Raw genomic sequence first — 26,060 nt, forward strand, 5'->3', positions numbered from 1 at the left:
CTTTCCTGCGGGGCAGTTGCGGCGCCTCGTGGCCCGGCAATGCAAGGTAGCACAACGTGGAGTGCCAAAAAGAGCAGTGCAGCCCGGGGCTTGCAGATGACGGTCAGCAGCCGCTTGCAGCAACCGGTGTTCCGCGGCTCAGTCACGCCCAAAGGCTGGCGGATGTGCCGAGTGAACGCGAACACCTCTCAAAATTGTGCGTAATAAGCATATATTCATGCTTGTAATGAACATCACTCTCTGCCAATATGGCATTCTGACACCTTTTGCGAACTGCCCAGGAAGAGGCTTCCCTTGAAAATTGCAATGAAATCAGTCCGCAAGCTGCGCGTGCATTGGCCTATAGCTTCGGAAACCTTCTCGCGGCTCGCCACGGGGGACGCAGAAGCGTTCAAAGATGAAGCCGGCATCGCGGCCCTGCTCCAGGCTTCGTCGGAATCCACCGACTTAGGGGATTTTGGCAACTACAGGCATGTATTTGAATCCGGCCTGGGTTTCGAGGGTTTCACCTGCACTGAAGGCGCTAACCCTACGTTGGGGCAGGTGGGGCAGCGGACAATTTCGCCTACCTTTGTCTTCACGACGTATTTCGATGCGGCGCTCCCTGACGCCGCCGTGGAACGCTTCCTGCAGCACATCGTGGATATCCATCCCTGGGAGGTACCGGTCATCGAACTGACAGGCCCGGTCAGCGTCTCCAGCACAGCCCTTCCCGCACTCTTTGAGAGCGAGGCCGCATCATGATTGAAGCCACCACAGCTGGACTTTGGGACGGTCTGCAGGCGTTGCTGGCGGGCAGGTCATTCACCGACCTGACGCACGCCTTCCACCCCGGCCAGCCGCATTTCCCGGCCTTCCCCGACGAAATCAGGGAGGCGGTCTTCGACCTGGAGAAAGGCGACGGTTTCACCGCTCACCGGTATTCGATCATCGGCCAATGGGGTACGCACGTTGACCCTCCCTCGCATTTCATCCGCGGGGGACGGACCTTGGACCAGATTCCTGTGGAGGACATGGTCCTCCCACTGGTCATCCTCGACATCACCGCCCGGGTCACCGTAAATGCGGACGCCACTCCCACGATGGAGGACATTCAGGCATGGGAGCGCCGCAATGGTGCCATCGCACCGCGGTCCTTTGTGGCGTTGCGGACAGGGTGGAGCCATCGTTGGCCCGACGCCGACGCCATGGCAAACAGGGACGATGAGGGTGTCAGCCACACACCTGGCTGGTCGCAGGAAGTCCTCTCCTTCCTGATCGAGGAGCGGTCGGTAACTGCCGTCGGCCACGAGCAGACGGACACAGACCCGGGGCGGGCTACGTCCTGCCAGGATTTCACCTTGGAGACCTATGTCCTGGCGCGGAACCGGTGGCAGATCGAGCTGATGGCGAACCTGGACGGACTTCCAGAAGCCGGCGCGATCCTCATTGCAAGCTGGCCTAAGCCACTGCAAGGCAGCGGCTTTCCAGCCCGTGTCTTCGCCATCCACTAAGACACGTTCGTGCAGTGACTAGAATCGGATCCATGTCTAAGACGTCCAGCATGGGCCGGGGAATCATGGCTGTCCTCGCTGTGGGCTCCCGCAACGCAGAAGGCCTGTCTGGCGGAACGGTCGCTGATATAGCAGCCGATCTGGGCAGGGACCGCAGCCAGGTTTCGCGCAGTCTCCGGACCGCCGAGCAGGAGGGGTTTCTGGCACGCGGAGACCATCGGTCCTACACAATGAACTGGTCGCTCCTGACAGACGCACAGCTGTTGACAGAGCAACGGCTGCAGACCGACGGCGTAACCGCTCTGGAAGGCTTGGCCGGTGAAACTAACGAAGGATGCTTCCTTGGAGTTATGAGCGGAAACAGTACTGTCACCATCGGTGAGCGTGTTCCGGCAAGTAGCAACATGGTCGGTTCGTGGCTGGGCCGGCCCTACCCGGCGTTTTGTAGCGATGCCGGCCAGGCCCTGCTGTGGGAAGCCTCGGACGCCGAGGTCCGAACCATTTTCTCCGGCGTACCTTTCGTGCGCCATGGCCCCAATACACCGCTTGACGTCGAGGACTTCCTGTCACGACTGCGCGGGGCGCGGGCACGGGGGTACTCCATTGTCGACGAGGAAGCCGAACCAGGACTTTACTCGCTGGCCGTTCCGATTCGCGACTTCAAGGGCGATGTGGTGGCAGCGCTTCAGGTCGTCGGCGCCAAGACACGCTTGGAGCCGCGCCTGGAGCTATGCGCCACGGCTCTCGTGTCCTGGGGAAAGTGGCTTGAGTCAACGCTGGGTCACGCGGCGCCGCAGAACCGGCTCTAGCTGGCAAGGCCCTTCCGGACCGCGTTGTCCCGGGGACGGCCCTCAAAGGACCCCAGCCGCTCGGCTGCTGCCGTAAGGGCCTTTGCAATGTCATTGGTGCTGGGTTTGATCTCGGCCCGGCTGCCGAGGACGCTGAGCGCGGCAAGAATCGATCCTTCAGCGTTGCGGACCGGAACGGCCAGTTCGTAGATTCCGTGCTCGAATTCTTCCTCCGCGACAATGAAGCCCCGCGCCCTGTCCCGGTCCATCAGTTCGGCGACTTCTTGCGGCGAATGGGCCGCCCCCGGACCGCCTACGCCGATAAAGTTGACATCCTGGAGAAGGACTTCAATGGCCGGCTGTTGGTCGTCCCACAGCAAGGCCCGTCCGGAGCCGGTACACCACACGGGCGTCACCATGCCGGGTTTCACGAAGCTGCCGGGTACCGCATCGTTACTCGAGGCCCGCAGGAGAACGACCCGGAAGCCATCACGAACGGAAACTCTGGATCTAAGGCCGAAAGAAGCCACTAAAGCCTCAAGTTCGGTTCTTGATTCGCGGACCCAGCCGGTATTCAGCGCTGCGGCCAGGCTGAAAAAACGTGGACCGGTTCGGAAGGGACCGCGATCGACGCGCTCCAGCAGTCCCAGCTCACACAATTCCTGCGTCAGCCGTGAGACGCGGCTTTGTTCCATATCCAACTCGGATGCGAGCTGGGAAACGCCGAGAAGCCGCCTGCCCTGCTTCTCCCGGTCTGCGACCAGCCGAACTATTCGAAGTCCTTGGGCCATGGACGACGCTTCCGAGGAAGAATCCATGCTCCGTGCTCCTTCCGCCCGATGACTACGCCTATTCTCACATGTCTTCATTGTTGACCAGGATGCGGTTTCCTTGCGCCCACACAGTGTAGAGGTCAGCGAGTATCGCTGAATTCGCTGCTTCCAGCTCTGCGGGAGCGATTTCTGCCCGTCCCTGCCGCCCGAACAGCACGACTTCGTCTCCAGGGGAAACTCCCGCCACGTCGGTGACGTCGACAACCATGGAATTCATCGAAACGATGTCGACTATGGCAGCGCGTCGGCCGCGGACAAGTACGCTGCCTTGGCTGGCCAGTGCCCGCCGGTAGCCATCTCCGTAACCCGCTGTCACTGAAGCCAGCCTGGAGTTGCGGTCCAAGGTGTGGGTGAGCCCATAGCCGACCTTAGTGCCTGCCGCATAGCTATTAATGGACGCAATCCGGGCTTTGAAGGCCAAACACCGTTGGAAGTGCGCTGTTGAAGGTTCCGAATCGCCGTAGAGGACTGCCCCGGCACGGACCATGTCCAGCCACGAGCCGCGGACGTGCAGGGCGGCGTATGAATTGGCGCAGTGGAGCAGCACTTCATCCCGGGGAGTTCGGGTCAATTGAAGCAGTGTCAACGCCTGGCTTTGGAACCGCAGAAGAGTCGTTTCGATATGGCCGTCGTCGTCCTTGGGAAAATGCGTCATGATCCCGGCCAGTTGAAGCCCCGGGTGGCTCACGATTCCTACCGCGGATGCCCGGCCAAGCGAGGATGAGACGTCGAGGCTGTGCCTGCTGATCCCGGAAGAGTTGATATCGAGGTGGATGCGGACCACCTTCCCAGCCGCGGCAGCGATCTTGTGTATCTCCCACGCGCTCTGCGGGTCGGCGACAAGTTCCTCGATGTCGTGACGCAGGCCTGCTCTGATCTCCTGCGGCGCCGCGGCACGGACACGCAGGATCCGGCCCTCAAAACCGCAGCGGCGTGCAATGGCTGCCTCCTCGTTGCTTCCTACTCCGATGAATGGAACGCCCAGACGAACAAGGGACGGGAGTAAGAGGTCAGCTCCGTGCCCGTAGGCATGGGACTTAACCACTGCGCACAACAGTGCGCGGTCATCGATCATGGACAGGAGGGTCCGGACGTTTGATTCGAAAGCGGCGGCGTCAATCTCCAGCCAGCTGCCGGCGTCCTGGACCGAACTGCGCACGTGTTGCATCAGGCCTTGTGAGTTCATGGTTTATCCCTTGAACAGCCTCGTGGCCGGGAAAGAAAGACCCCGGCCACGAAGCTGAGAAGACGATGGTTGATGATGGCGTCAGGACAGCTGGTCTGCGCGCGCCTTACGCCCGTATTTGAAGTAGAAGAAGGCGTAGCAGGCACCAACAAAAGAGATTCCGAAATAGAGGGCTGCCACCTGATTCGGGTCAAAGGCGATGCCGATGAGCGATATTAGGCAGAGCGAAAAGGCCAGGATGGGCACCAGCGGGAACAGCGGGGCCTTGTAGGCAAGGGCGGCGACATCGCCGCCGTTCTTGACAAAGGATCTCCTGTGGAAGAAGTGCGAGGCGGTGATGGACATCCAGACCCCGACGACGGCGAAACCTGCCACTGAAACGAGAGCCAGGTAGACCGTTTCGGGCGCAACGACGCTGCTGATGAGCGACGCAAGGCCTCCGAGCATGCTGACTGAAAGCGCGATTAGGGGGATACCGCCCCGGGTCAGTTTCTTCAGCGCCCGGGGGGCGTGCCCCTCGTCGGCAAGGGAGTAGAGCATCCGTGCGCAGGAGAAGAGGCCGCTGTTTCCGGCGGAGAGGAGGGCGGTGATGATGACGAAGTTCATGATGTCGGCGGCAAAAGGAATGCCTATGGATGAGAAGACAGTCACGAACGGGCTTTCATCCAGGCCTACCTGATCAAAAGGGATGGTAGCTGCGATGACAGCGATTGCCCCGACGAAGAAGATCAGCAGGCGGATCACTGTGCTGCGCATCGCTTTGGGGATGCTGGTGGCGGGGTCAGCTGTTTCGCCCGCTGCCACACCGATGAGTTCCGAGCCGGAGAAGGCGTAGAACACTGCAAGTGCAGTGACGAGGACGCCGCTGAAACCGTTGGGGAAGAGGCCGCTGGAGGTGTTGAAATTCTCAAACATGAACGGGTGGCTGCCTCCCTCACTGAGCGGGTGGATGCCGAACAACGCCGCGCCACCAAGAACGATGAGGACCACGATGGCGCCGACTTTGACGATGGCAAACCAGAACTCGGACTCGCCGAAGAACTTCGAGGAAACTGCATTGAATCCGAAGAGGACCGAGGCGAAGATGACGCACCAGACCCAGACGTCAACATCCGGGAACCAGCGCTGCATGAGGAGACCGGAGGCAGTGAACTCCGATCCGATGGCCACTGCCCAGCAGAGCCAGTAGAGCCAGGCCGTGGCGAACCCTGTGGCCGGCCCGATCGACCTCGCCGCGTAAATGTGGAAGGCGCCTGAGACCGGATACGCGATGGCAAGCTCGCCGAGGCAGGCCATAACCAGGTACACAACGAAGGCGCCGATCAGGTAGGCGATGACCGCGCCGAGCGGTCCGGCCTGGGAAATGGTGTAGCCCGAGCTCAGGAACAGCCCTGAGCCGATCACCCCGCCCATGGCGATCATGACCAGATGGCGTGCCCCCATGGACCGCCGGAGCCCGGAGTCGGTCGACGGGGGCAACGTGGGTTGTGTGTCTAGCTGGACAGGTGATGAGGGTTCCATGGTTTCTCCCCGGTGAGTGGATAGGTCTGATGCGAAAGATGCGCACATCGCCCCGGCTTGGGACAGGGCGCCTCGGGCTGTGAAGTGGCGGTAGTGATGAAAGTAACACGAAAACGGCCTTTGGGTCATTAAAAACATTTCAACATGCTTATGTTGCACCTAAGTTACTTCGAGGCGCTGCTGCCGAATCGGCGTACAGATGGTCAGTTCGCCCTGCTGTTCGGTCACAATGACATGCACTGACGGACATGGAATGCGGTGAGCATTGGAGGACCGATGTATCTGACTTAAGGAGCACCATGACCACCTATGACATTGCGCTGATCGGCTTCGGCGGCGTCAACAGGACGCTGGCCGAACTGGTCGCAACACGCGGTGACACACTCCGTTCCGAGCTGGGCTTCGGCCTGCGTGTCGTCGCCATCACCGACCTGCGTCTCGGCTCGCTGGTCCAGCCCGAGGGGATCGACCTCGGCATCGCACTCAATTTGGACGGTGGAAGCGAAACCTTCGCCGCCCATGGCGGGTCCGCGGACACCAATAACGAATCAGTTATCCGTGACTGCACCGCCGACATCATCTGCGAGGCCACGTTCACGAATCCCGACGACGGCGAGCCAGCAGTTTCGCACGTACGCTGGGCCCTCGAATCCGGCAAGAGCGTTTGCACGACGAACAAGGGCCCGGTTGCCCTCCGCGGCGCCGAACTGACCGCCCTGGCCGAACAGAACGGCGTGCACTTCGAATTCGAGGGTGCCGTCATGAGCGGCACTCCTGTCATCCGCCTGGCCAAGAAAATGTTCGCGGGGCTGAAGCTGAACGGGTTCGAAGGCATCCTCAACGGCACCAGCAACTATGTGCTCGGGCGGATGGAATCCGGACTGGACTTCGAAGAGGCCATCAGCGAGGCACAGGAACGCGGCTACGCCGAAGCCAATCCCGCAGCAGACATCGAGGGATACGACGTTCAGCTCAAGGTACTGATCCTCGCCAACGAGCTGCTCGACGCAGGCATCGAACTAAAGGACGTTCAGCGGGCGGGGATTTCGACAGTGACGCCGGAGAATATCCAGAAGGCAACCCGCGAGGGACGCCGCTGGAAGCTCGTGGGTTCAGCGCGGCGGAACCCGGACGGGTCAGTGACCGCAGGCGTCTCCCCCGTAGCGCTCCCCCTCGGCCATGGGCTGGCCGGCGTTTCCGGCGCAACCAATGCCGTGTCCTTCGACACCGACCTTCTGGGCCCGGTAACCGTCTCCGGACCGGGAGCCGGCCGTGTGGAGACCGCCTACGCCCTGCTTTCTGACATCATCGCAATGCACGCAGCCAGGACGGAAGTAGCCGCAAATGTCTGAATCAACGCTGTGCTCGACGGAAACGGCGCTGCCGCAGTTCCGCGACGTGATGAGCCCCTACGACGGCAGAGTGGTCGGCGCGGTTTCGCTGACCGAGGCCACCGCCGGCAAAGCCGTGATCGAAACGGCCCGCGTCGGCGCCCGGAAGGCACGGGCACTGTCCCGCAACGCCCGCGGGAAGATACTGGACGGCGCCGCAACGGAGATCGAGCAGCGCAGCGAGGAGTTCGCGCAAACGATTGTGTCCGAGGCCGGGAAAACGATCCGCCAGGCACGGAAGGAAGTGATGCGCGCGGTCAACACGCTCCGCCTCTCCGCTACCGAAGCGCGCCGGAACGCAGGCGAAGTCATACCCTTTGACTCGTACGAGGGCTCAGAGGACCGCACCGGCTGGTACTCGCGCGAACCACTGGGCATCATTGCCGCGATCACTCCTTTCAACGACCCCCTCAACCTGGTGGCACACAAGATCGGCCCGGCAATCGCCGGAGGAAACGCCGTGATCCTCAAACCCTCTGCATTGACTCCCCTGTCAGCCCAGCTGCTCACGGACGCCCTCGTGAGCTCCGGCCTCCCGCCGGAAGCCCTCACGATTGTTCACGGCGACCGGGACGTGGCCGAAAAAATCATTCGGTCCCGGGACGTACGAATGGTGTCCTTCACCGGGGGGTTCTCCACTGGGGAGAGTATCGCCCGCACCGCAGGCCTGAAGAAGCTTTCCATGGATCTCGGCGGAAACGCACCCGTGATCGTCCTGGACGATGCCCACATCGAGAAGGCCGTGGAATCCTGCGTCTCCGGAGCGTTTTGGGCTGCCGGCCAGAACTGCGTGGGGGTGCAGCGGATCCTCGTAGCCGCCCCAGTGTACGGCGCGTTCCGCCAGCGCTTCCTGGAGGCAACGGCGCGGTTGGTTGCCGGGGATCCAATGGATGAACAGACGGATGTCGGACCCATGATCAGCCCCACAGCATTGCAGGAGCTCCAGTCCAAACTGGACGTGGCCCTCGACGCCGGCGCCGTCCTGCTCTCAGGCAACGTCACGGACGGCAATGTGCTTCAGCCGACCGTCCTGGAAGCCGTCCCGGCGGACAGCAGCCTGTGGAGGGAGGAGGTTTTCGGCCCTGTGGTCATGCTTCGTAAATTCAACACCTTCGAAGAGGCCATCGACGTCGCCAATGCCATCGAGTTCAGTCTTCATGCGGGCATATTCACCGACTCCCTGGCCAGGGCCATGGATGCGGCCCGCCAGCTCGAAGCAGGCGGCGTCATGATCAATGATTCCTCTGATTACCGGTTCGACGGCATGCCATTCGGCGGGGCTAAGTACGGGAGCATGGGCAGGGAGGGCGTCCATTTCGCGTATGAGGAGATGACCCAGCCCAAAGTCATCTGCATCAAGAACTGATCGAACTGGAGGGGCGCGGCCGAGGGCCCGCGCCCCTCCAGTTCCTCCGGGCAGCCGGCACAAAACTGCGCACCACCCAAACTTCCACACGGAGGACAGAAAACCATGGCCACCCGCATCGAGACGGATTCGCTCGGGAGCGTTCCTTTTCCGGCCACAGCCTATTGGGGAGCACACACCGCCCGGGCCTTGGAGAACTTCACCATCAGCGGGATCACTTTCACTCCGTGGCGCGGGCACCTCCGGCGCCCCGCCTGATGAAACTGGAAAGCGTCATGGCTGTCACCGTGTCCGTGACTCCGGGAATAGCAGCGATCTGCTCCCAGATCTCCTGCACCCTCTCCAGCGACCGGGCCTCGAGCCTCACCAGAAGATCAAAGTCACCGCTCACGACATCGCACAGAACCACCTCGGGAATCGACCGCAACACGGAGATGACGTCCGCCCCCCGAACCCGGTCCTTCCTGTAAACCATCAGGAAGGCGGACACCGGGCCCTGGCCCGGAGGGCCGGCAACAATCGTGTACCCCTGGATATACCCTTGCCGTTCCATCCGCTCGATGCGCTGGCGCACAGCGTTCCTCGAAAGGAGGACTTTGGTCGCCAGCTCTGCATGGCTCATGCGAGCGTTCTTCGTAAGCTCCGCAAGAATCCTCTGATCAATCTGATCAAGACTCACTCGATCCATGCCTGCCCTTCACAGCAATAATCCCCCGGACCCAACCGGAACGGAAACAACTTCAAGACCGAAAGCCTCGAAAAAATGACACTTCATCAAGCCCGGCCGTCTCTCACTGGCATTAGCTGCATCTTGTTCGACATGGACGGCACGCTCCTGGATTCAGCGCCGGGCGTTACAACAAGTGCTGCACAGGCATTGGCAGCTGTGGGCGCGCCGGTCCCCAGCATGGACATACTGCGCCGATTCGTTGGTCCGCCCATGATCGAGTCCTTCAGAACAGTCTCACAACTGGACGAAAAGACGGCCCAAAAGGCCCTCCAACATTATCGCAAAGCGTACGCCGATCATGGCGCCGAACAGTCCAGCCCCTACGACGGGATCATCGATCTACTCGAACGCCTACATTCGGCCGGCATTCCGATGGCCGTAGCCACATCCAAGGTTGAAGATCAAGCAAAAAGACTGGCACGAATGTTCGGAATTGATTGCCACTTCATCACCGTATGCGGAGCGTCAGATAGTGAGGGAAGAGCGAGCAAGGCAGACGTCATCGCCGAATTGCTGCTTCGGCTCCATTCCACAGGCGTAGACATCTCCAGTCCCGCAATGGTCGGAGACCGAAGCTACGACGTCGCGGGAGCAGCTATACACGGAATCCCCACAATATTCGCACTCTGGGGATACGGCGAGGCCGAGGAAGCCTCGCAGGCCGCCGCCGTTGCTGCCTCCCCTGCGGCCCTTCTGCCACTGATCCTGGAGAACCGCCGGCGGTCAGCCGCGCAGCATCCCTCGTGCGATGAGTCCACGAATGCGACCAGCAGTCATTCACATTCCACTGTTTGACGAGCCGTCGAAGCCGGCGTTTAGGGTTCGCACGCATTCCTCCCCGACTGTGGAGCTCCCGCACTGGCTGGGAGGGCGCAATCGTGCCCTAAATGGGGCCGGAGACTCTCAGGGATGGACGAACTCGAGCGGCGCTAATCGTGATGGTTGTATTCGAACCGTTCGATGATAATGCTGCCGCTGGTTGCCGCCAGTCCGACAACGCGGCCGGTGAACCCGCCGGCGACCTCTGTGGACAGACACCGGCCGTCCATCCGCGCGAGCGTCGTCAGCTCGCCGTGCTCTCGAAAGCCCAATGTGACTTCGTCCGGCCCAGTATTTATGCCCGGTTGGCCCGCCAAGGGTGAGTCGTTGCATGCGATTTCCAGCTGAAATGGTCCAGGTGCTGGGTCGATTTCCGCTGTCGCTACCACCTGCTGAAGGGGTCCGATCTGGGCCACGACCCGGATTTGGCGTCCGGAGGCTTCGATGCCATACCAATGGAAGTCGTCCATCCTCAGGAGGAACCTGACCGCCTCGTCACCCGAGAGAAGAACCGACGCGCGTGCAGCCCAAACGTGTCCGAGGACCCTGGTTGCCAAGATGGGAACGCTGCCCGTCTGGCTCTGCCCGATAAGGAGACCTTCGGGGGTTGCGGCCGTAAACGAAGCGGGGTCCTGGCCGGGTGAAATCCACCGCGGGTGAAGGCTGTCGGAGGAGAAATCATCAATAAACGAAGACCCGACGACGGGAACCTGATAACGGTCCTCATCGAACCGCGGCCAACCCTGGTCCCAGGAGATACCCGCAACATAAGTTTCTCGACCCAGGACGTGAAAGCCAGGAACAACGCCTCGGGGACGAACACCGAGATAGACCGCGGCCCAATCACCATCGACCGTTTCGACCAGGTCCGCGTGGCCGACACTCTGGACGGGCGCCGCCATGCTGCGATGACTGAGGATGGGGTTGTTCGGATGCGGTTCGAAAGGACCTGCGGGACTGCTGCCACGGCTGACAGAGACGGCATGACCGCGTTCCGTGCCGCCTTCGGCCAAAACCAGATACCAGCAGCCGCCCGCCTCATACAGGTGCGGCCCCTCCGGGTAGGCCAGCCCTGTTCCCTGCCACACCTTCCTGGGAGATTCCAAGAGGCGGCCAGCGTCGGGATCCAGCCGCGCCTGGACGATACCGGACTCATGCTCGCCGGGGCCGAACCCCACCCAGGTGAGGTAACAACTTCCGTCGCTGTCCCACGCGATATCCGGGTCGATGCCCAGCGTTCCCGGTATCTGTACCGGGTCACTCCACGGGCCGGCAGCCTCCTTGGACCGCAACAGCAAATGACCGCCACCGAAGTCGCTCATGTTCGTGGTGACGAACCAGAATTCACCGTTGTGATGCCTGAGCGTTGAGCCGAAGATCCCGCCTGAAGGACGCCCGTCCCCAACAGCGAACTGGCTCCGCCGGGTGAGGATGTTCCCGATCTGATCCCAAGTTACGAGGTCCCGGCTGTGGAAGATCGGCGCTCCGGGGAAGTACTCAAAGCTCGACGTTGCCAGGAAATAGTCGAAGCCGACCCGACAGATTGTGGGGTCAGGGTGGAAACCCGGAATGACCGGTGTGATGGCTGCGGGAGATGCTACTTGCCGAACCTGCTCGGCTGCAGTGTCAACCAATGGGGCTCCGTCCGTTGCTGGCATTGACTACCCGGTCTGCGGGAGTAGAGGAATTTCAACCCTAGGATGTCCCGCCTTGCAGTCCCACCTGGACTTTCACTGGTTGGAACACCTTCCCTGCCTCACACCCGCATCACAGCCGGGGACGCCACGTCATTCAGCGCTGCCGCTGCATGGTCCAGAGCGTTGCACCAATTGGCCACGATGCCTTCAAGGGACGCGACGGTACCTGCCCGGCTGCCTTTCGATCACATGGAAACGCCCCGGACCAGCGTGGTCCGGGGCGAAGCAGACGGAATGGAAGATGCCGTGGACGGGGCGATGCGTACCGGCCTGATGGTAGCCAGCCGAATTGGCGAGCAGCTTGCCAGAATGCGCGAACTGGAACAGCGCACCATCGCCGCAGCAGAGGAGGAGAACCCCCTATCCTTGCTGCGGTGGTCCACGTGCCCTAGCCTGTGCATTCAGGCCAACACGGGCATGGGTAACCCGGAGGGCGTGGCTGAAATTAGTGCGGTGCTGGCAGGACTGACGGCAGAAGAACTCGAGGAGATCACCGTCCTGGGGCCGAAGGGACATCTTGGCCGGCATCTGATCGCCGTCATCGACAGAGCTACCGGAGGCCCGGACGCCGGACGGGGGTTTTACATGACGGACGGAACGGTCAACGGCAACGGTGGACAGTTCCACGTCCTCCACAGCGACCTGAGTGACCGCATCTTCCGAGTCGGGACAGGCCAAAGCTAAGCCGGCAGCCCCTTGAGCTATGGTGTGCCATTACTGTCCATTTACTGAGGCCTGGCCTGATTGACCCCAAGCCTGCCAAACGGAACCGTGCAGGCAAACTTCATTTCCGGCGTGGCGCCGGCCTGAATGTCTTTACCAGACTGTAATAATTCAATTTGTTTTACATATTGCTGCTGCAGTCGCGGTCCCATAGAGTCGGGCCATCAGCTGGTCGGGGCAGCGACGCTTCAGCCCAGCGATCATTGGGGGACTATTTCACTTCACTTCGCTGTGCGCCCTGATGTCAGCTAGCGGAGTACTGAAATTGGGGGATTCAATTGAAGAAGATTCTTGGTGCGACACTAGCTGGCATTCTCGTAACGGGGCTGATGACCCTTGCATCTCCGGCCCAGGCTGCCCCGGACACAGGGGGGGTGGTTAGTCCACAGGGGCTATGTGACAGCTCGACGGTCTACAAGACGGTCACGTCCAAGCAAAACTACTATCAGGCCATCGGCCCGGTGTACCACGCCATTAACGGGACGAGCTATGCGAACACTGTCACGTTTACGAATACCTTGTCTGGCACGATAGGAGCGACAGTGGGCGGTTATATTGAAGGCGGCGTGAGCGGTGGAATCGCGACTGCTAAGGCACAGGTGTCCGGCAGCATCACGGCCTCCGCTTCCTATACGACCTCAATGTCGGTCCAATACACCGTGCCGGCTTTGCGGACCGGCTACGCGCAAATCGGAACCAGCAAATGGAAGGTAAACATCCGCACTTGGAAATACAACACCAATTGCGTTAGTTCGACTATTGGGACGGGGACGCTGGATGCTCCCACCAGCATCGGGTGGAAGACTTGGAATGGCTGATAGATCAGCGGGGATGATGCTGGCCGGGGCCGGGCTTGCTGCAGTGTGCCTTGCCCTGGTGGGATGCGACGCCGTGCCGCCGCCGCCCCCCGGTACTGCCACAGCTACGGCAAGTCCGTCGAGCACGCCGCCCGAGTCAGTAACTTCTCCGACGACCGTGAACCACCACATTCCCAGCGGCGAAAAAGTGGTCGGATCGCTGGACAACCAGACTGCAACGATGAGCCTTGGTCAATTCAGCGTGGAATCTAAGTTCATCAAGGTTTATTTGACGTGCTTTGGCCCGGGGGAAGTACTCATAAACGTCGATGGCGTAGGTAAGTTCCCGCTGCCCTGCAATCAAAACGATGTGGTTCCTTCGGAAAACCAATTCGAGGTCAGCCACCTCAAGTCCTATTCGGTAGGCATCGAATCGGCTGTGGGCCAGCGCTGGGCAGCGACCCTGGCCATACCAAAGGCGTAGCGTTGGGATCAGCCGTTGCGTGGAGGCGGCTGATCCCAAAGGCCGGTCGCCGCAGGGAGATACTCGGATCATGACGCGACTGGAGTTCTGGACCGACTACGGTCCGGGACCGTTAGGACCGATGAAGGCAAACCCGTCGATTTAAACTCGGGTCTCGGTGATTCTGCTCGTGGCCGCAGATCGGCTGCACTCAACTGATTCCAACGCCGATATCGGAGATTATGACGAGCGGCCACTCATAAGCGGCTACGACGGCAGGTTACGTGAACACTATCGATGAGCCTCGTCGGGCACTTGTGTCCCAGGCAGGGAATAATGCCGGGGCGCCGTGAAGCCGGCGGCTCGGTTTCTGGCCGCTTATTCGTGGCCGGGTGCCGGGACGGTCGCGTGTGTGTGCTTGATGACAAGCGTGCTCCGGAGGCTTCCTGGTGCTACCAGGCGGGCATTGCGTTCGTCATTGCCGGTTGCGCGCCATTCGGCGATGGCGGGGTCGTTGTCGAACCTCAGGTGCCGGGCGGTGAGCCGGCGCAGGCGTTCGCCCTGGTCGAGTTCCACGAACCAGGTTTCATCCAGGAGGGATGCGACCTCGTTCCAGGGGGCCTCGTCCAAGAGCAGGTAGTTGCCCTCGGTGATGATCAGGCGTGTTTCCGGCGGGACGGCGATGGCCCCGGCGATCGCGTCGTTGACTTCGCGGCGGAACACCGGTGCGAAGATCTCCCGCGAGATATCTGAGCGCAGCCGGCGGAGCAACGCGACGAAGCCGGCACCGTCGAAGGTGTCCGGAGCGCCCTTGCGGTGCTCAAGCCCGCGGGCCACGAGCAGCGACTGCGCCAGGTGATATCCGTCCATGGGGACCAGGGCGACCTGCCGGGGATGGTCGGTGAGCAGGCGCTCCAGCAGCCATTCGGAGATGGTGGATTTTCCGGCCCCGGGCGCCCCGGCAATTCCGAGCAGGCACCGGCTTCGCCGCTGGAGCAGCGCTTCAGCCCGGGCGAGGAGCTGCTGCTGGCCTGATTCGTCCCAGCGCAGGTATGGAGGGGTGTTCATCGCTTCTCCTTTCCGGCTCTCGCCTGGACCAGGGCAGGAGGTCACCGGTGTTCTACGGCATCACGTTACATCGGCGTGGACAATGTCCACACAACCTTTGCCGCACAAACGCCCGCTCACCTCTCCCCGGCCAAGAAAAGGAACGAATCGAGGACCAGAAAATCTCCCAGAAACATCCCGCAGGTCATGTCATCACCACAACTCCGGGAGATGAACAGGTACAAGGCCAACCACGTCCGGCACAAACAGCAAGGAACGAGGCCCGAGTGATCCCAAGTCGCAGCAAGTCAGGCCGTTCCAGGCGCTCCCGGCCATGAACGCGTAAGCAGCAACAGCGCTGTCCAAGCCAAGAAAAGGAGCCGCAGACCAGCCGCCACCAACAAATATGGGCCCCGCAGGGGCCCATAAAAAGAGATTTGTACACATTCAGAGGCCCACAAGCCCCTGGACAGGGAAATACTGTGCCCGAGGTGGGACTCGAACCGCATTCGCTCCCCCGCGGAAACATACGGAATCCGGTCTGATCCGGCACCGGTACGACCCAGTCCTAAGCCCAAAGTGCATCGAATCCCACCGGCGGGCAATCCGCCTACACAAAGCCGGTCTGGACGACATCCCAGCAGTCAATGTGGTCGCACCAGTGGCCCGTCGGGTCGTCCCGGGAAGACCGCCGAAGGACCAAAAGGCAGCAGGGCTGAGGCATGGATCGGCCGGCATGACGACACGCGCGGCGCAAGTTCCTCTGATTGTCGATGGCCGGTGCCACCATCGAGATATGAGCACTCCAACAGTGGAAGCAGCGATCAATGAGCTCATGGATTGGGAGTGGCACGCAGTCGAGGAGTTACTCGCGAAACGCGGCCTCCTGGGCGACGGACTCCTCGTTGAGGACTACACCGGACTGATGTCATGGCTCGAATCAGTGACCCGGTACACCGTCGTGCATTCCGCGACAGTGGCCGTCCTGTTCGTGAACTCCTTCCCGGTCGATGCCATCTCCTTCCACCGCGACCTTCTCGGCTCGGACGATCCGAAGTCGTTCTTCACCCTCATGCCGCGGACGTAGAACCTCAGCGGCCCGCGGACAGGCGCGTCGACTGGCACCTTCGGCCGGTCATGCCGTACAAATGATGGCTATGACGACGACCACCGAAGCGCCGGCCTTTCACGCGACAGACGAAACCGTGACCGCTCAAACCCATCGTGTGGTCTTCTCGGACCCCGATGCCGTGACGGCGACAGCGGTACGCGACACTGACACTCGGGGCGCCGCCCAGGCCCCGGTCTTCTCGAGCCCCTACTGATCTCCCCGGCCCGCCATGTCAGAGCTCCGGCCGGCGGACCTTCGCGTGCCTTCCCTGAGCATGGCCAAACCCGTGAACCGAGTCCCCGGCCCGGACGTGCTTCCCGGCGGCTCCGGGTATGAGCCCAAGTGGGACGGCTTTCGGGTATCTGCAGTGGTCGCGGAGACGGGCGTGACGCTGTGCCCTGTCAGGGCAAAGACCTGACCCTGTGGTGCCCTGACCTGGCTGCTGCCCTTGCGGAGCAGGTCCCGCCCGGGTGCGTGATCGACGGCGAGGAGCTCATCTGGGCGGGCGATGGCCGTTATGACGGCAGGGAGCCGCGGACTGAAAGTCCTCACCGGCCAGAGAGCAGCCATCGACACCACGACCGCTTCCGGGAAGCTGGTCTTCGGGATCTTCGCGGGCCTGGCCGAGTTCGAACGCGAACTCATCTCAGAACGAACCATCACAGGACTGGCCTCCGCGCGGGCCCGCGGCGGCCGCCCCTACAAGATGACCCCATCCAAGCTCCTCCTCGCGATGGCGTCAATGGGCAAACCCGAAACCAAAGTCAGCGAACTCTGCACCGAACTCGGCATCACCCGCCAGACCATCCACCGCCCTGTCTCCCGCACGGGTGAGCTCGCCCGGACGGAGCCAACCTGCTACCGCGGCAGCTGGCAACCCACGGCGACAACCAACGAACGCCGCCTCGGGCCCCATCAGCCACTCCCCCGCCATACCGAAGCGGGACGCTTTATCGAGATCCAGGCGCGCATCAAAGTAGCAGCTCAAACGCCTGTGCCAAAGTCTGTAACTGTTCGTTGGGAGTGGCGGTTAAATCACAGCTTGGAATGGGCGGTTCGCCGTTCCTTTTGTGGAACCCTTAGCGGCCATCGGCGCTGGGTGCTGAGTTTCGTGGTCATCGGGCGTCGAGGCTCCCCTGCCGCTCCAGGCGGGAGGAGATTGCTCTTTCCACTGGTCGGCGGGCTGTGCGGCGGGACTTTACGGGCCCGGCCTATCCACTGGACAGATTTGAGCGTACAACGATGTCATGGGTGCCCTGGCTGCTCGGTGGCGGACGCGTTTTTGTCCGCTCGGTGCCGCAGTTTTCTCCGCGGCTTTGGTTCTCCCTGTGAGCGGCTGCGTGGGGGCCCCTCCCGGGCCGGCTCCGTCGAGCCTCTTCGCGACCCAGGCAGTGACCCAGGAAGCGATCCAGGCCGCGACGGATTCTCTGGAAGGCCGGGTCCGGCACTTCATGGAGGGCGGGGCGACGTCCTTGGTTGTGCAGGTGAGATGGCCGGGCGGCGAATGGTCCAAGGCCTACGGGGTGCGAAACCTGGACAGCAAGGACCCGGCCCGGCCCCAGGACCGGGTATCCGTGGCCAGCATTACGAAGTCGATGGTCGCCGTCTCCGTCTTGAAACTCGTCGACCAGGGACTTATCGGGCTCGATGATCCGGTGAACGGTGTCCTGGAGAGTTTCCGGACCACGCTGCGGCCGCCCGGACCGATCACCGTGCGCCAGTTGCTGAACCATAACTCCGGCATGCCCGATTACGTGGATTCCGAATACTCTGCGGGACCACTGAAGCAGGTTGCGAACACACGGCTCAGCATGCAGCGGGCACTCGAACTGGCCGCCACGCTCCCCTGGGAGTCCAAGAACGTGGATCGCTTTTCTTACTCGAGCTCCAATTACATGGCTCTCGGCCAGCTGATCGAAAAGCTGCGCGGACGGCCCGTTGCCGACGTGCTCAATGAAGACATCTTCGGCCCTCTGGGACTTCAGCACACGTCGCTGGCCGAACCGGACCGGCAGGCTCCGGACAACATCCACGCCTACGTCATTGATGGCGGCGAACGGGTCGATCTCACCCAGCCCGAGGTTTGGGTCGGCTCCCCCGCAGGCGGCGTCATCTCCACAACGCAGGACGTCAACACCTTCTACCGGGCCCTCCTGCGCGGCCAGCTCCTGTCCCCCGCCATGCTTGAGGAAATGAAGAAGAAGGCCGGCTTCGCGGACTACGGGCTCGGCCTGGGGCGGTATCCTGACGCGTGTTCCAGCGACTTCCGCTACGGCCATCTAGGGGGCGGATTCGGCTACCTCAGTATTTCCATCACGAGCGCCGACGGCGGCAGCCAGGTCACGATGACCATGACAATGCCGCCGCGGCCTTGGCAGGACCCTGCAACTGCACGCCGCGTCGACCTGCTCCAGACGCAGATGGAACAGGCCGCCCAGGAAACCCTCGACCGCCTCTGCCAGTGAACAGATCGGGGAGCCGGGCCCGGGTGGAGCCCCTCCCGTTGTGAACCCGGCGGCCTTGGCCGGAGACCGCCTGGCTTGCGGGCTTATCCCATCCCGGCAATGCCAGCCCAAGCGCCACTCGCGCCGGTCCCGCCACCGCCACGGTCGTCGTCCTTACCGCAACGCCTGCAGCGCTTGTAGCGGCCGCCATCCTCGGTGAACTCCAGGTGCCAATCATGGCGCATGTTCAACTTACACAACAGGGTCCTGAGCATGACCCTCTCCGAGCTGAGTCACGATCCACGCAAACCGCGATCCCGTCCACGTTGGTCCAAGTACCAGTCCGCCTGATTTCAACAGTGGGTCGGTGAGTGCGGTCACCAGCCGAAGCGGTGCCCGGAGCGTGGGTTATGGTTGCTGCCCGCGTGACAGCTGCCGCTCGGAGGTTTTCATGTGAGGCAACAAGGGGGCAAATCGCTCGACACCGTGATCACGGTGATGAACGCCGTTTTCAGCGTGATCTTCCTTGCAGACTTCATCTACCGGGTCGTCACCGCGCCATCGCCGGGCGGCTATGTCTTCAAGCACTTCGGCTGGGCCGACATCTTGGCCAGCTTGCCTTTCGAACAAGGTAACCCTCCTTGCCGCTGGCCTGCCTGTCCGCGCCCGGCCGCCCACAGGCGGAGATTGGTATGCGAAACGTCCCAATAGCTCCGAAATAGGTATTTCCCCTAACTAATCCGCCCTCCTAAGCTGGTCGGAGTACGGCATATCGCCTGCTTCGAGCTGCCCGGGAGCTTCTTATGGAGACGCGCCACCTCAAGTACTTCATTGCAGTGGCCGAGGAACGTCACTTCGGCCGCGCAGCCCAGCGGCTGCACATGGCCCAGCCGCCGTTGTCCCAACAGATCCGGCAGCTGGAGGAACAGCTCGGCACACCCTTGCTGCTGCGCACTACGCGCAAGGTGGATCTCACCCCAGCCGGACAGGTCCTGTTGGATCGAGGACGGCTGCTGATGCAGGAACTGGAAGCTCTGGAGGAGGACGTCCGGCAGGTCGGCGCAGGTGCCACTGGCGTCCTCCGCGTCGGCTTCACCGGAACAGCCACCTACCGGCTGATGCCCAGCATCGTCCAGGCCGCCCGACGCACTTTTCCCGGGCTCCGCATCACCGTTCAGGGCGAAATGCTGACGCCGCAGATGGAGTCCGCACTCGAGGACGGAAGGCTCGACGTCGCCGTCCTCCGACCCCCAGTCCGCTCCGGAACTGTGGCCCTCAAACTGCTCGAACAGGATCAGCTGGTCGCGGCACTCCCGGCGGATTCGCCGCTGGCGGAAAAGGGCACCCTGGAACTGGCGGAGCTCGCCGGCCGGGACTTCGTCGGTTATCCGAGCTACTCCGCGGTCAGCAGCATCGTCGTGGATGCCTGCCGCAAAGCCGGGTTCCAGCCGCGGCTCGTCCAGGAGGCCAGGGAAACCTCCACCCTGCTCTCGCTCGTCGCGGCGGGGATGGGGATCGCCCTAGTGCCGATGACTTCCCGGATGTTTTCCTTTCAGGGTGTCGTCTTCCGTCCGTTGCATAACCCGCCGCCGGTCGACCTCGCCGTTGCCTGGATCCGCGACGCTGAGACACCCCTGCTGCGCAGCTTCTTGCAGCTCTTCGATTTACCTCCCACATCGGGCCCTGGCCAGCAACAGCCCCCGCTTCGCCCCGCGGAGTCGCCGGCCCAGTCCCTGCCACAGTCACAACCCGCATCCGCAACAAAGGAACCACCCCGTGAAAATTGACCGCATTGAGGCCATTCCCTACGCCATTCCTTACGCGCGGCCGCTGAAGTTCGCCAGCGGCGAGGTGACTTCCGCGGAACACGTGCTGGTCCGGATCTACACGGACACCGGCATCTGCGGTATCGCGGACACCCCGCCGCGGCCCTACACCTACGGCGAAACCCAGGATTCGATCGTCTCGGTGGTGACCAAGGTCTTTGCCCCGCAACTCATCGGGCTGGACCCGCTGGACCGCTCCAAGGTCCAGCAGCTGCTCCGGCGCACGGTCAACAACCCCACGGCCAAGGGGGCCCTGGACATCGCGCTCTGGGATGTCATCGGGATCTCGCTGGGCACCCCGGTGCACAAACTGCTGGGCGGCTTCACCGACAGCATGCGGGTCTCGCACATGTTGGGCTTCAAGCCCGCCGCCGAGCTTCTGGAAGAAGCGCTGCGGTTCCGTGAAAAGTACGGCATCAACACCTTCAAGCTCAAGACCGGGCGGCGGCCCCTCTCCCTCGACGTCGAGGCCTGCCATGTTTTGCGGGAGGGCCTTGGCGAGGACGCCGAGATCTACCTCGACGCCAACCGTGGCTGGACGGCGAACGAGGCCATGGAGGTCCTGCGCAGGACCGAGGGCCTGGGTCTTTCCATGCTGGAGGAGCCGTGCGATGCCGGCGAGGCGATGGGCCGGCGCCGGCTGGTGCAGAGCTCGAGCATCCCGATCGTGGGCGACGAAAGTGTCCCCACCCTGGGCGATGTCTCCCGCGAATTGCTTTCCGGCGGCAGCACCGCGATCTGCATTAAGACTGCGCGCAGCGGTTTCACCGAAGCCCAGCAGATCCTCGGCCTCTGCGTGGGCCTCGGCGTGGACGTCACGATGGGCAACCAGATCGACACCCAGATCGGCAGCCTCGCCACGGTCACCTTTGGTGCGGCGTTCGAGGCCAGCTCCCGGCGGGCCGGGGAGCTCTCCAACTACCTCGACATGACGGACGACTTGCTCGCGGAGCCGCTCGAAATCAACGACGGCGCCATCCGGGTCCGCGAGGTCCCCGGCGTCGGCGCGGCCATCGACGCCGACAAGCTGCAGATATACCGACAGGACTAGGCCGGCCCGGCCCCGCATCCTGCCCTCAGAACGCCCGCATACCGCTCCCCACCCCGCAAGGAGAACCACATGCTGTACCTGGTCCGCATGGACGTCAATATTCCGCTGGACATGCCCAAGGAACGCGCCGACGCCGTCAAGGCGGAAGAGCGGGAGTATTCCCAGCAGCTGCAGCGCGACGGACGCTGGGCGCATTTGTGGCGGGTCGTGGGCGAATACTCCAACTACTCGGTGTTCGACGTCGCGGACAACGACGAGTTGCACACCCTGCTCTCCGGACTGCCGCTCTTCCCCTACATGGACATCAAGGTGACGCCGCTGGCCATGCACCCGTCCGCTGTGAAATAGCCCGGCCCCTCGCTCGAACATTCATATCCAAAAGCTTTCAATGGGCCGGAAATAGGTATTTCCCCTCGATCAATTACGGGCCTACCGTTGAATCAACACCGGTTGTGATGTGCGGCACGGCACTGAGCGAAATTTGCCAGTCCGAAACCGCCGACCGTTTTTACCATCGTTCTTTTTTGACAAGGGAGTCACCATGACAATGGAAACCGAAGCCACAGCAGCTTCCTCGGGCGCAGGGGCAACCGCCCGCTTCCGGGAGAACAAGCACCTCGCCGCCGGCACCAGCCAGGAGCGGGTCAGCACGCTTGCCGGCCGCGTCATCAAGGCGATCAACGACACCGTCCTGGACGAGAAGGTCACCTACGACGAATACAACGCTTTCAAGGCCTGGCTCATCCAGGTCGGCGAGGACGGGGAGTGGCCGCTGTTCCTGGACGTATGGGTGGAGCACTCCGTCGAGGAGGTCGCCAATTCCAGCCGCCACGGTTCCAAGGGCAGCATCGAGGGACCGTACTACATCCCGAACGCCCCCACGCTCAACACCCCGGCCACCCTGCCGATGCGCGACGACGAACCAGGCACGCCGCTGCTGTTCCAGGGCCAGGTCACGAACGTCGCCGGCCAGCCGCTCGCCGGAGCACTGATCGAACTGTGGCACGCCGATGACCTCGGTTTCTACTCCCAGTTCGCCCCCGGGCTGCCCGAATGGAACCTCCGCGGCTCCATCATCGCCGACGCTCAGGGCAACTTCCAGATCAACACCATGCAGCCCGCGCCGTACCAGATCCCCACCGACGGTGCCTGCGGTGCCCTCATCGCCGCGGCCGGCTGGCACGCCTGGCGGCCGGCCCACCTGCACCTGAAGGTTTCGGCCCCGAAGCACGAGCTCATCACCACCCAGCTCTACTTCGAAGGCGACGAGCACGTCGCCGACGACATCGCCTCGGCCGTGAAGCCCGAACTCGTCCTGGCCCCCACCGAGCGCGCCGACGGCAAGGGCCGCGAAGTCACCTATAACTTCGTGCTCGATCCCCGGGGCTAAGCCCCCCTTTTCGGCGCCGGGGCCGGAACCGCCCGGCCCCGGGCCCAACCCCAATATCATCCCCACCACCCGCCGTAATGCCGCGTGCCCAAAATGAAGTGACCGCAGCCGCCCGGCCCCCGGATCAGTCGGGTCAGAACATCACACGAAAGTGAGTTACCGGTGACTAAACTCGCCTATAACGTCCAGGACGTTATCGACAACACGCCCATGGGAATCAAACGATGGTCCATCGTCGTCCTCTGTTTCGTGATCGCACTGCTGGACGGATTCGACACCCAGTCGATTGCATTCATCGGACCGGCAATCGCCGAAGACTTCGGCCTGCAGGCCACTGACATGACCTGGGTGATCACCGCCAGCACCGTTGGCATGTGCGTGGGCGCAATGTCCCTTGGCACCTTCGGGGACAGGATCGGTCGGAAGAAGACCATCCTGCTCGCACTGGCCCTTTTTGGTGTGTTCTCCCTTGCCGGTGCTTTTGCTCAATCCCTGGAGCAGATAGTCATTCTGCGCTTCCTCATTGGCCTCGGCATGGGCGGGGCCACCCCGGCGCTGCTGGCACTGACCGCCGAGTACAGTCCCAAATCGCGCCGCGGCACGTTCATGACATTGGTGTTGCTTGGCCTGCCCGGTGGCGCGCTACTCGGTGGGCTTATGGCGGCGGCATGGCTGCCAGTGATGGGCTGGCGTGGCATCTTCCTGGCCGGCGGCGTGCTGCCACTTGCCATGGTTTTGGTCTGCAGCAAGATTCTCTCCGAATCGCCGATCTTCCTGGCGGCCAAGGGCACCTCCGCAGCCGACGCACAGGCGCGTCAGATCATGGCCTCAATTTCCGGGAGCCCAGTCAGCCCGGACGCCGTGCTCGCAACCAACGACAAAATGCAGGAGCGCAGCTCCGTCGCCGCACTTTTCTCCGCTAAGTACCGGATGGTCACCATCGCGGTCTTCGCCACCTACCTGCTCAATTGGATCGCGTGGTTCCTGCTGCTGCTCTGGATGCCAACCGCGCTCAAGATGTTGGGGCTGGCCGGCTCGCAGGCCGCGATGGGAACCGTGACCGTCAACGGCGCCTTTATCCTCTTCGCCATCCCTCTGTCCATCATCCTGCCCAAGGTCAACCCCAGAAAATTGCTGCTGGTCATGTTTGCGGCGGGGATCGTCATCGCGCTGGGCCTGGGCCTGGCCGGCTCCAACTTTGCGCTGGTCTTCGTGCTTATCGGGCTGGCCGGCTTCGGCATTGGCGGCCAGCAGTTGGCCCTGAACTACCTGATCGCCAACGCCTACCCCACTCAACTTCGTGCCACGGCTACCGGCTGGGGCATCGGAATTGGCCGCCTCGGTTCCATCGTGGGCTCCGCCCTCGGCGGGCTCATTCTCACGGGACTGGGCGTCTCCGGCTACTTCATGGCACTCGCCGTACCCCTGGTTCTGGCCGGACTGGCCACCCTGATGGTGCGAAGCTCGACAGTTAAAGCCGAGATTGCTTCGACGGAGCCGGCGCCACGGGAACGTGAATCCATCAGCTGACGCGGGGGCACCTACGCAGATATCGAACTGGCCTCAACGGCTGAAAAATCCCAATAAGAGAGGACGCACAGCAATGCGTTTTACCGACAAGGTTGTTGTGGTGACCGGCGCTGCCCAAGGGATTGGTGCCGTCGTCGCCCGTAAGATTGCGGCCGAGGGAGGCACCCTAGTGCTGGCGGACCGGTCCGAGCTGGTCATTGAAGTGTGTGCTGAGCTGACGGCCAGTGATGCACCCGCACGATACTTCCTTTGCGATCTGGAAACTTATGCGGGCGCCGTGAAGCTGATGGCCTACGCCGTGGCAGAGTTCGGACGCATCGACATCCTGATCAACAATGTCGGCGGTACGATCTGGACCAAGCCCTACGAGCACTACGAGGAGGACGAGATCGAGGCCGAAGTGCGGCGCTCCCTCTTCCCCACGCTGTGGTGCTGCCGCGCAGTGCTGCCGCACATGGTCGAACGGACGGCCGGGGTCATCGTGAACGTCTCCTCGATAGCCACCCGAAGCATCAATCGCGTTCCATACGCGTCGTCCAAGGGTGGGGTCAACGCTCTGACCGCGTCGCTGGCGTTCGAAGCCGCTCCGAAGGGCATCCGGGTAGTGGCCACCGCGCCCGGCGGCACCGAAGCTCCGCCGCGGAAGGTCCCGCGCAACCCGAACGCGCAGTCCGCCCAGGAAGAGACGTGGTACCAGCAGATCGTGGAACAGACCACCGAAAGCACCCTCTTCAAGCGGTACGGCACGCTGGAAGAGCAGGCAGCTCCGATCTTGTTCATGGCCTCTGACGACGCCAGCTACATCACTGGCGCGGTGCTGCCGGTGGGCGGCGGGGACCTTGGGTAATTCAGCGCGGCCTGAACAACAGCAGAAAGGAGAAGTCGATGACTCAGGAAGTCATGGGATGCATTGAAGAACGAGAATTGCGCCACGCCTTTGGCACGTTCGCCACCGGTGTCACGGTGGTCACCACCCGGACGGACGACGGCGTTCCGCACGGCGCCACCGTCAGCGCCTTCACCGCGGTATCCCTCGACCCGCCGCTTGCCCAGGTCACACTGACCCGGTCCTCGCGCGGCGCCCGGTATCTGGAAGCTGCGCCCTTCGCTATCAACATCCTGTCGGTAGAACAAAAGGATGTGGCCCTGCACTTCGCTGGCAAAGTCCTTGACGCGGAACCGGAATGGACGCTGGACGGCAACGTCCCGGTGCTGACGGGGAACGCCGCGACGCTTAAGTGCCGGCCGTGGAATATCTACGACGGCGGCGACCACATCATCGTCGTCGGCGAGGTCATCACACTGGACGTCACCAAGCGGGAACCCCTCGTGTTGTTCGGCGGCGAGTTCCACAATCCAGGAGGACGGATCGAGGGTGCCCGGCGGGATAACTCCGGCGAGGCTCCCGAATCGGACTGGTTCGCCGGCTCCAGCTCCTTCAGGCCGCTTCACGACCGGACACCTGTCTAATCTGACCGGCCCTGCAGGGCGCAGCGATCTACATGTCGGGCTATGCGACTCAGTCTCCCGAGTAAATGACCTCGGCCAAACTCAGGCTCGCCACGGCCTCCCTGGGCAAGCCCGGAACCAAAGTCGGCGATCTCTGCACCGAACTCGGCATCACCCGCCAGACCCTGTACCGGCACGTATCACCGACGGGCGAGGTCCGCCCGGATGGCAAAAGTTGCTGGCGAAGAACTAGGCCGGCAGCGGCCGAACGATACCGATTCATGCACCATCCGGATGGAAAGGACAACACATCTTGGACTCGCGCGTATCCACTGGAATACTATGGGGGTCCGGGCGATGGCTCGGGTCTGCGAACTGGCGGGACCGAGTGGCGGCGTAAGCCTC

General features: G+C 62.5%; 25 protein-coding genes and 2 pseudogenes. 21 read left to right on the top strand and 6 right to left on the bottom strand.

Going from position 1 to position 26,060, the window contains the following annotated elements:
• Positions 1-294 precede the first annotated feature (294 nt).
• From AC1DFR_RS20060 to AC1DFR_RS20070, 3 genes are read left to right on the top strand one after another with little or no spacing between them, the layout of a single operon-like run.
• Positions 295-744, top strand: a complete 450-nt coding sequence (locus AC1DFR_RS20060; RefSeq protein WP_476858242.1) for a hypothetical protein — start codon at positions 295-297, stop codon at positions 742-744.
• Complete coding sequence (locus AC1DFR_RS20065; RefSeq protein WP_476874302.1) at positions 741-1,493, top strand: cyclase family protein; 753 nt, start codon at positions 741-743, stop codon at positions 1,491-1,493. The genes AC1DFR_RS20060 and AC1DFR_RS20065 overlap by 4 nt, the downstream gene beginning before the upstream one ends.
• 32 nt (positions 1,494-1,525) lie before the next feature.
• Positions 1,526-2,302 (top strand): IclR family transcriptional regulator, encoded by a 777-nt coding sequence (locus AC1DFR_RS20070; RefSeq protein WP_476858244.1) that lies wholly within the window; start codon positions 1,526-1,528, stop codon positions 2,300-2,302.
• Here the strand turns inward: AC1DFR_RS20070 and AC1DFR_RS20075 are convergent.
• From AC1DFR_RS20075 to AC1DFR_RS20085, 3 genes are all read right to left on the bottom strand, one after another.
• Positions 2,299-3,099, bottom strand: coding sequence for an IclR family transcriptional regulator (locus AC1DFR_RS20075; RefSeq protein WP_476850810.1), 801 nt, complete (start codon positions 3,097-3,099; stop codon positions 2,299-2,301). The genes AC1DFR_RS20070 and AC1DFR_RS20075 overlap by 4 nt on opposite strands.
• Before the next feature lie 37 nt (positions 3,100-3,136).
• Entirely contained in the window at positions 3,137-4,300 is a 1,164-nt protein-coding gene (gene alr, locus AC1DFR_RS20080) for an alanine racemase (RefSeq protein ID WP_476874303.1), read from the bottom strand.
• 81 nt (positions 4,301-4,381) lie between these two features.
• Positions 4,382-5,821, bottom strand: coding sequence for an amino acid permease (locus AC1DFR_RS20085; RefSeq protein ID WP_476850812.1), 1,440 nt, complete (start codon positions 5,819-5,821; stop codon positions 4,382-4,384).
• 299 nt (positions 5,822-6,120) lie between these two features.
• On the opposite strand from AC1DFR_RS20085, the gene AC1DFR_RS20090 reads away from it, so the two are divergent.
• The 3 genes and pseudogenes from AC1DFR_RS20090 to AC1DFR_RS20100 all read left to right on the top strand — a co-directional run.
• A complete protein-coding gene (locus tag AC1DFR_RS20090; RefSeq protein ID WP_476860515.1) occupies positions 6,121-7,173 on the top strand; it encodes a homoserine dehydrogenase in 1,053 nt (350 codons plus the stop codon).
• Entirely contained in the window at positions 7,166-8,578 is a 1,413-nt protein-coding gene (locus AC1DFR_RS20095; protein ID WP_476872153.1) for an aldehyde dehydrogenase family protein, read from the top strand. The genes AC1DFR_RS20090 and AC1DFR_RS20095 overlap by 8 nt, the downstream gene beginning before the upstream one ends.
• 105 nt (positions 8,579-8,683) lie before the next feature.
• A pseudogene (locus tag AC1DFR_RS20100) lies at positions 8,684-8,788 on the top strand (lyase family protein); the annotation flags it as partial.
• A 10-nt stretch (positions 8,789-8,798) separates the two neighbouring features.
• Here AC1DFR_RS20100 and AC1DFR_RS20105 read toward each other — a convergent pair.
• Complete coding sequence (locus AC1DFR_RS20105) at positions 8,799-9,266, bottom strand: Lrp/AsnC family transcriptional regulator (protein WP_476850815.1); 468 nt, start codon at positions 9,264-9,266, stop codon at positions 8,799-8,801.
• A gap of 75 nt (positions 9,267-9,341) precedes the next feature.
• On the opposite strand from AC1DFR_RS20105, the gene AC1DFR_RS20110 reads away from it, so the two are divergent.
• Entirely contained in the window at positions 9,342-10,103 is a 762-nt protein-coding gene (locus AC1DFR_RS20110) for an HAD hydrolase-like protein (RefSeq protein ID WP_476850816.1), read from the top strand.
• A gap of 134 nt (positions 10,104-10,237) precedes the next feature.
• On the opposite strand, the gene AC1DFR_RS20115 is transcribed toward AC1DFR_RS20110, so the two are convergent.
• The gene (locus tag AC1DFR_RS20115) at positions 10,238-11,761 is read right to left on the bottom strand and encodes a glycoside hydrolase family 43 protein (RefSeq protein WP_476872154.1); all 1,524 of its coding nucleotides are present in this window, start codon (positions 11,759-11,761) and stop codon (positions 10,238-10,240) included.
• A gap of 297 nt (positions 11,762-12,058) precedes the next feature.
• Between AC1DFR_RS20115 and AC1DFR_RS20120 the strand changes: the two genes are divergently transcribed.
• From AC1DFR_RS20120 to AC1DFR_RS20130, 3 genes are all read left to right on the top strand, one after another.
• The gene (locus tag AC1DFR_RS20120) at positions 12,059-12,508 is read left to right on the top strand and encodes a hypothetical protein (RefSeq protein ID WP_476872155.1); all 450 of its coding nucleotides are present in this window, start codon (positions 12,059-12,061) and stop codon (positions 12,506-12,508) included.
• A 317-nt stretch (positions 12,509-12,825) separates the two neighbouring features.
• Positions 12,826-13,365 carry a hypothetical protein gene (locus AC1DFR_RS20125; RefSeq protein ID WP_476858252.1) on the top strand — a complete coding sequence of 180 codons (540 nt, stop codon included), beginning with the start codon at positions 12,826-12,828 and terminating at the stop codon, positions 13,363-13,365.
• Positions 13,358-13,828 carry a hypothetical protein gene (locus tag AC1DFR_RS20130; protein WP_476872157.1) on the top strand — a complete coding sequence of 157 codons (471 nt, stop codon included), beginning with the start codon at positions 13,358-13,360 and terminating at the stop codon, positions 13,826-13,828. Before AC1DFR_RS20125 ends, AC1DFR_RS20130 begins: the two co-directional genes overlap by 8 nt.
• A gap of 357 nt (positions 13,829-14,185) precedes the next feature.
• Here AC1DFR_RS20130 and AC1DFR_RS20135 read toward each other — a convergent pair whose 3' ends face one another.
• Entirely contained in the window at positions 14,186-14,875 is a 690-nt protein-coding gene (locus tag AC1DFR_RS20135) for a nucleoside/nucleotide kinase family protein (RefSeq protein WP_476872158.1), read from the bottom strand.
• A 775-nt stretch (positions 14,876-15,650) separates the two neighbouring features.
• Here AC1DFR_RS20135 and AC1DFR_RS20140 point away from each other — a divergent pair.
• The 11 genes and pseudogenes from AC1DFR_RS20140 (at position 15,651) to AC1DFR_RS20190 (ending at position 25,676) form a co-directional block, all read left to right on the top strand.
• Positions 15,651-15,941 carry a hypothetical protein gene (locus AC1DFR_RS20140; RefSeq protein WP_476850848.1) on the top strand — a complete coding sequence of 97 codons (291 nt, stop codon included), beginning with the start codon at positions 15,651-15,653 and terminating at the stop codon, positions 15,939-15,941.
• A 541-nt stretch (positions 15,942-16,482) separates the two neighbouring features.
• A pseudogene (locus AC1DFR_RS20145) lies at positions 16,483-16,599 on the top strand (recombinase family protein); the annotation flags it as partial.
• Between the two features lie 694 nt (positions 16,600-17,293).
• Positions 17,294-18,430, top strand: a complete 1,137-nt coding sequence (locus tag AC1DFR_RS20150) for a serine hydrolase domain-containing protein (RefSeq protein ID WP_476874304.1) — start codon at positions 17,294-17,296, stop codon at positions 18,428-18,430.
• A 432-nt stretch (positions 18,431-18,862) separates the two neighbouring features.
• Complete coding sequence (locus tag AC1DFR_RS20155; RefSeq protein WP_476872159.1) at positions 18,863-19,120, top strand: hypothetical protein; 258 nt, start codon at positions 18,863-18,865, stop codon at positions 19,118-19,120.
• A gap of 92 nt (positions 19,121-19,212) precedes the next feature.
• The gene (locus tag AC1DFR_RS20160; protein ID WP_476872160.1) at positions 19,213-20,196 is read left to right on the top strand and encodes a LysR substrate-binding domain-containing protein; all 984 of its coding nucleotides are present in this window, start codon (positions 19,213-19,215) and stop codon (positions 20,194-20,196) included.
• The gene (locus AC1DFR_RS20165; protein WP_476872161.1) at positions 20,186-21,286 is read left to right on the top strand and encodes a mandelate racemase/muconate lactonizing enzyme family protein; all 1,101 of its coding nucleotides are present in this window, start codon (positions 20,186-20,188) and stop codon (positions 21,284-21,286) included. Before AC1DFR_RS20160 ends, AC1DFR_RS20165 begins: the two co-directional genes overlap by 11 nt.
• Before the next feature lie 69 nt (positions 21,287-21,355).
• Positions 21,356-21,634: a muconolactone Delta-isomerase gene (gene catC / locus AC1DFR_RS20170; RefSeq protein ID WP_476874305.1), complete on the top strand. Its 279-nt coding sequence runs from the start codon at positions 21,356-21,358 to the stop codon at positions 21,632-21,634.
• 193 nt (positions 21,635-21,827) lie between these two features.
• The gene (gene catA, locus AC1DFR_RS20175; RefSeq protein ID WP_476850855.1) at positions 21,828-22,676 is read left to right on the top strand and encodes a catechol 1,2-dioxygenase; all 849 of its coding nucleotides are present in this window, start codon (positions 21,828-21,830) and stop codon (positions 22,674-22,676) included.
• Between the two features lie 162 nt (positions 22,677-22,838).
• Entirely contained in the window at positions 22,839-24,206 is a 1,368-nt protein-coding gene (locus tag AC1DFR_RS20180; RefSeq protein ID WP_476874306.1) for an MFS transporter, read from the top strand.
• 73 nt (positions 24,207-24,279) lie between these two features.
• Positions 24,280-25,053 carry a 1,6-dihydroxycyclohexa-2,4-diene-1-carboxylate dehydrogenase gene (locus AC1DFR_RS20185; protein WP_476858157.1) on the top strand — a complete coding sequence of 258 codons (774 nt, stop codon included), beginning with the start codon at positions 24,280-24,282 and terminating at the stop codon, positions 25,051-25,053.
• 38 nt (positions 25,054-25,091) lie between these two features.
• Positions 25,092-25,676, top strand: a complete 585-nt coding sequence (locus tag AC1DFR_RS20190) for a flavin reductase family protein (RefSeq protein ID WP_476872165.1) — start codon at positions 25,092-25,094, stop codon at positions 25,674-25,676.
• Positions 25,677-26,060 lie beyond the last annotated feature (384 nt).

The sequence above is a fragment of the Arthrobacter sp. 05T410 genome (assembly GCF_056396505.1).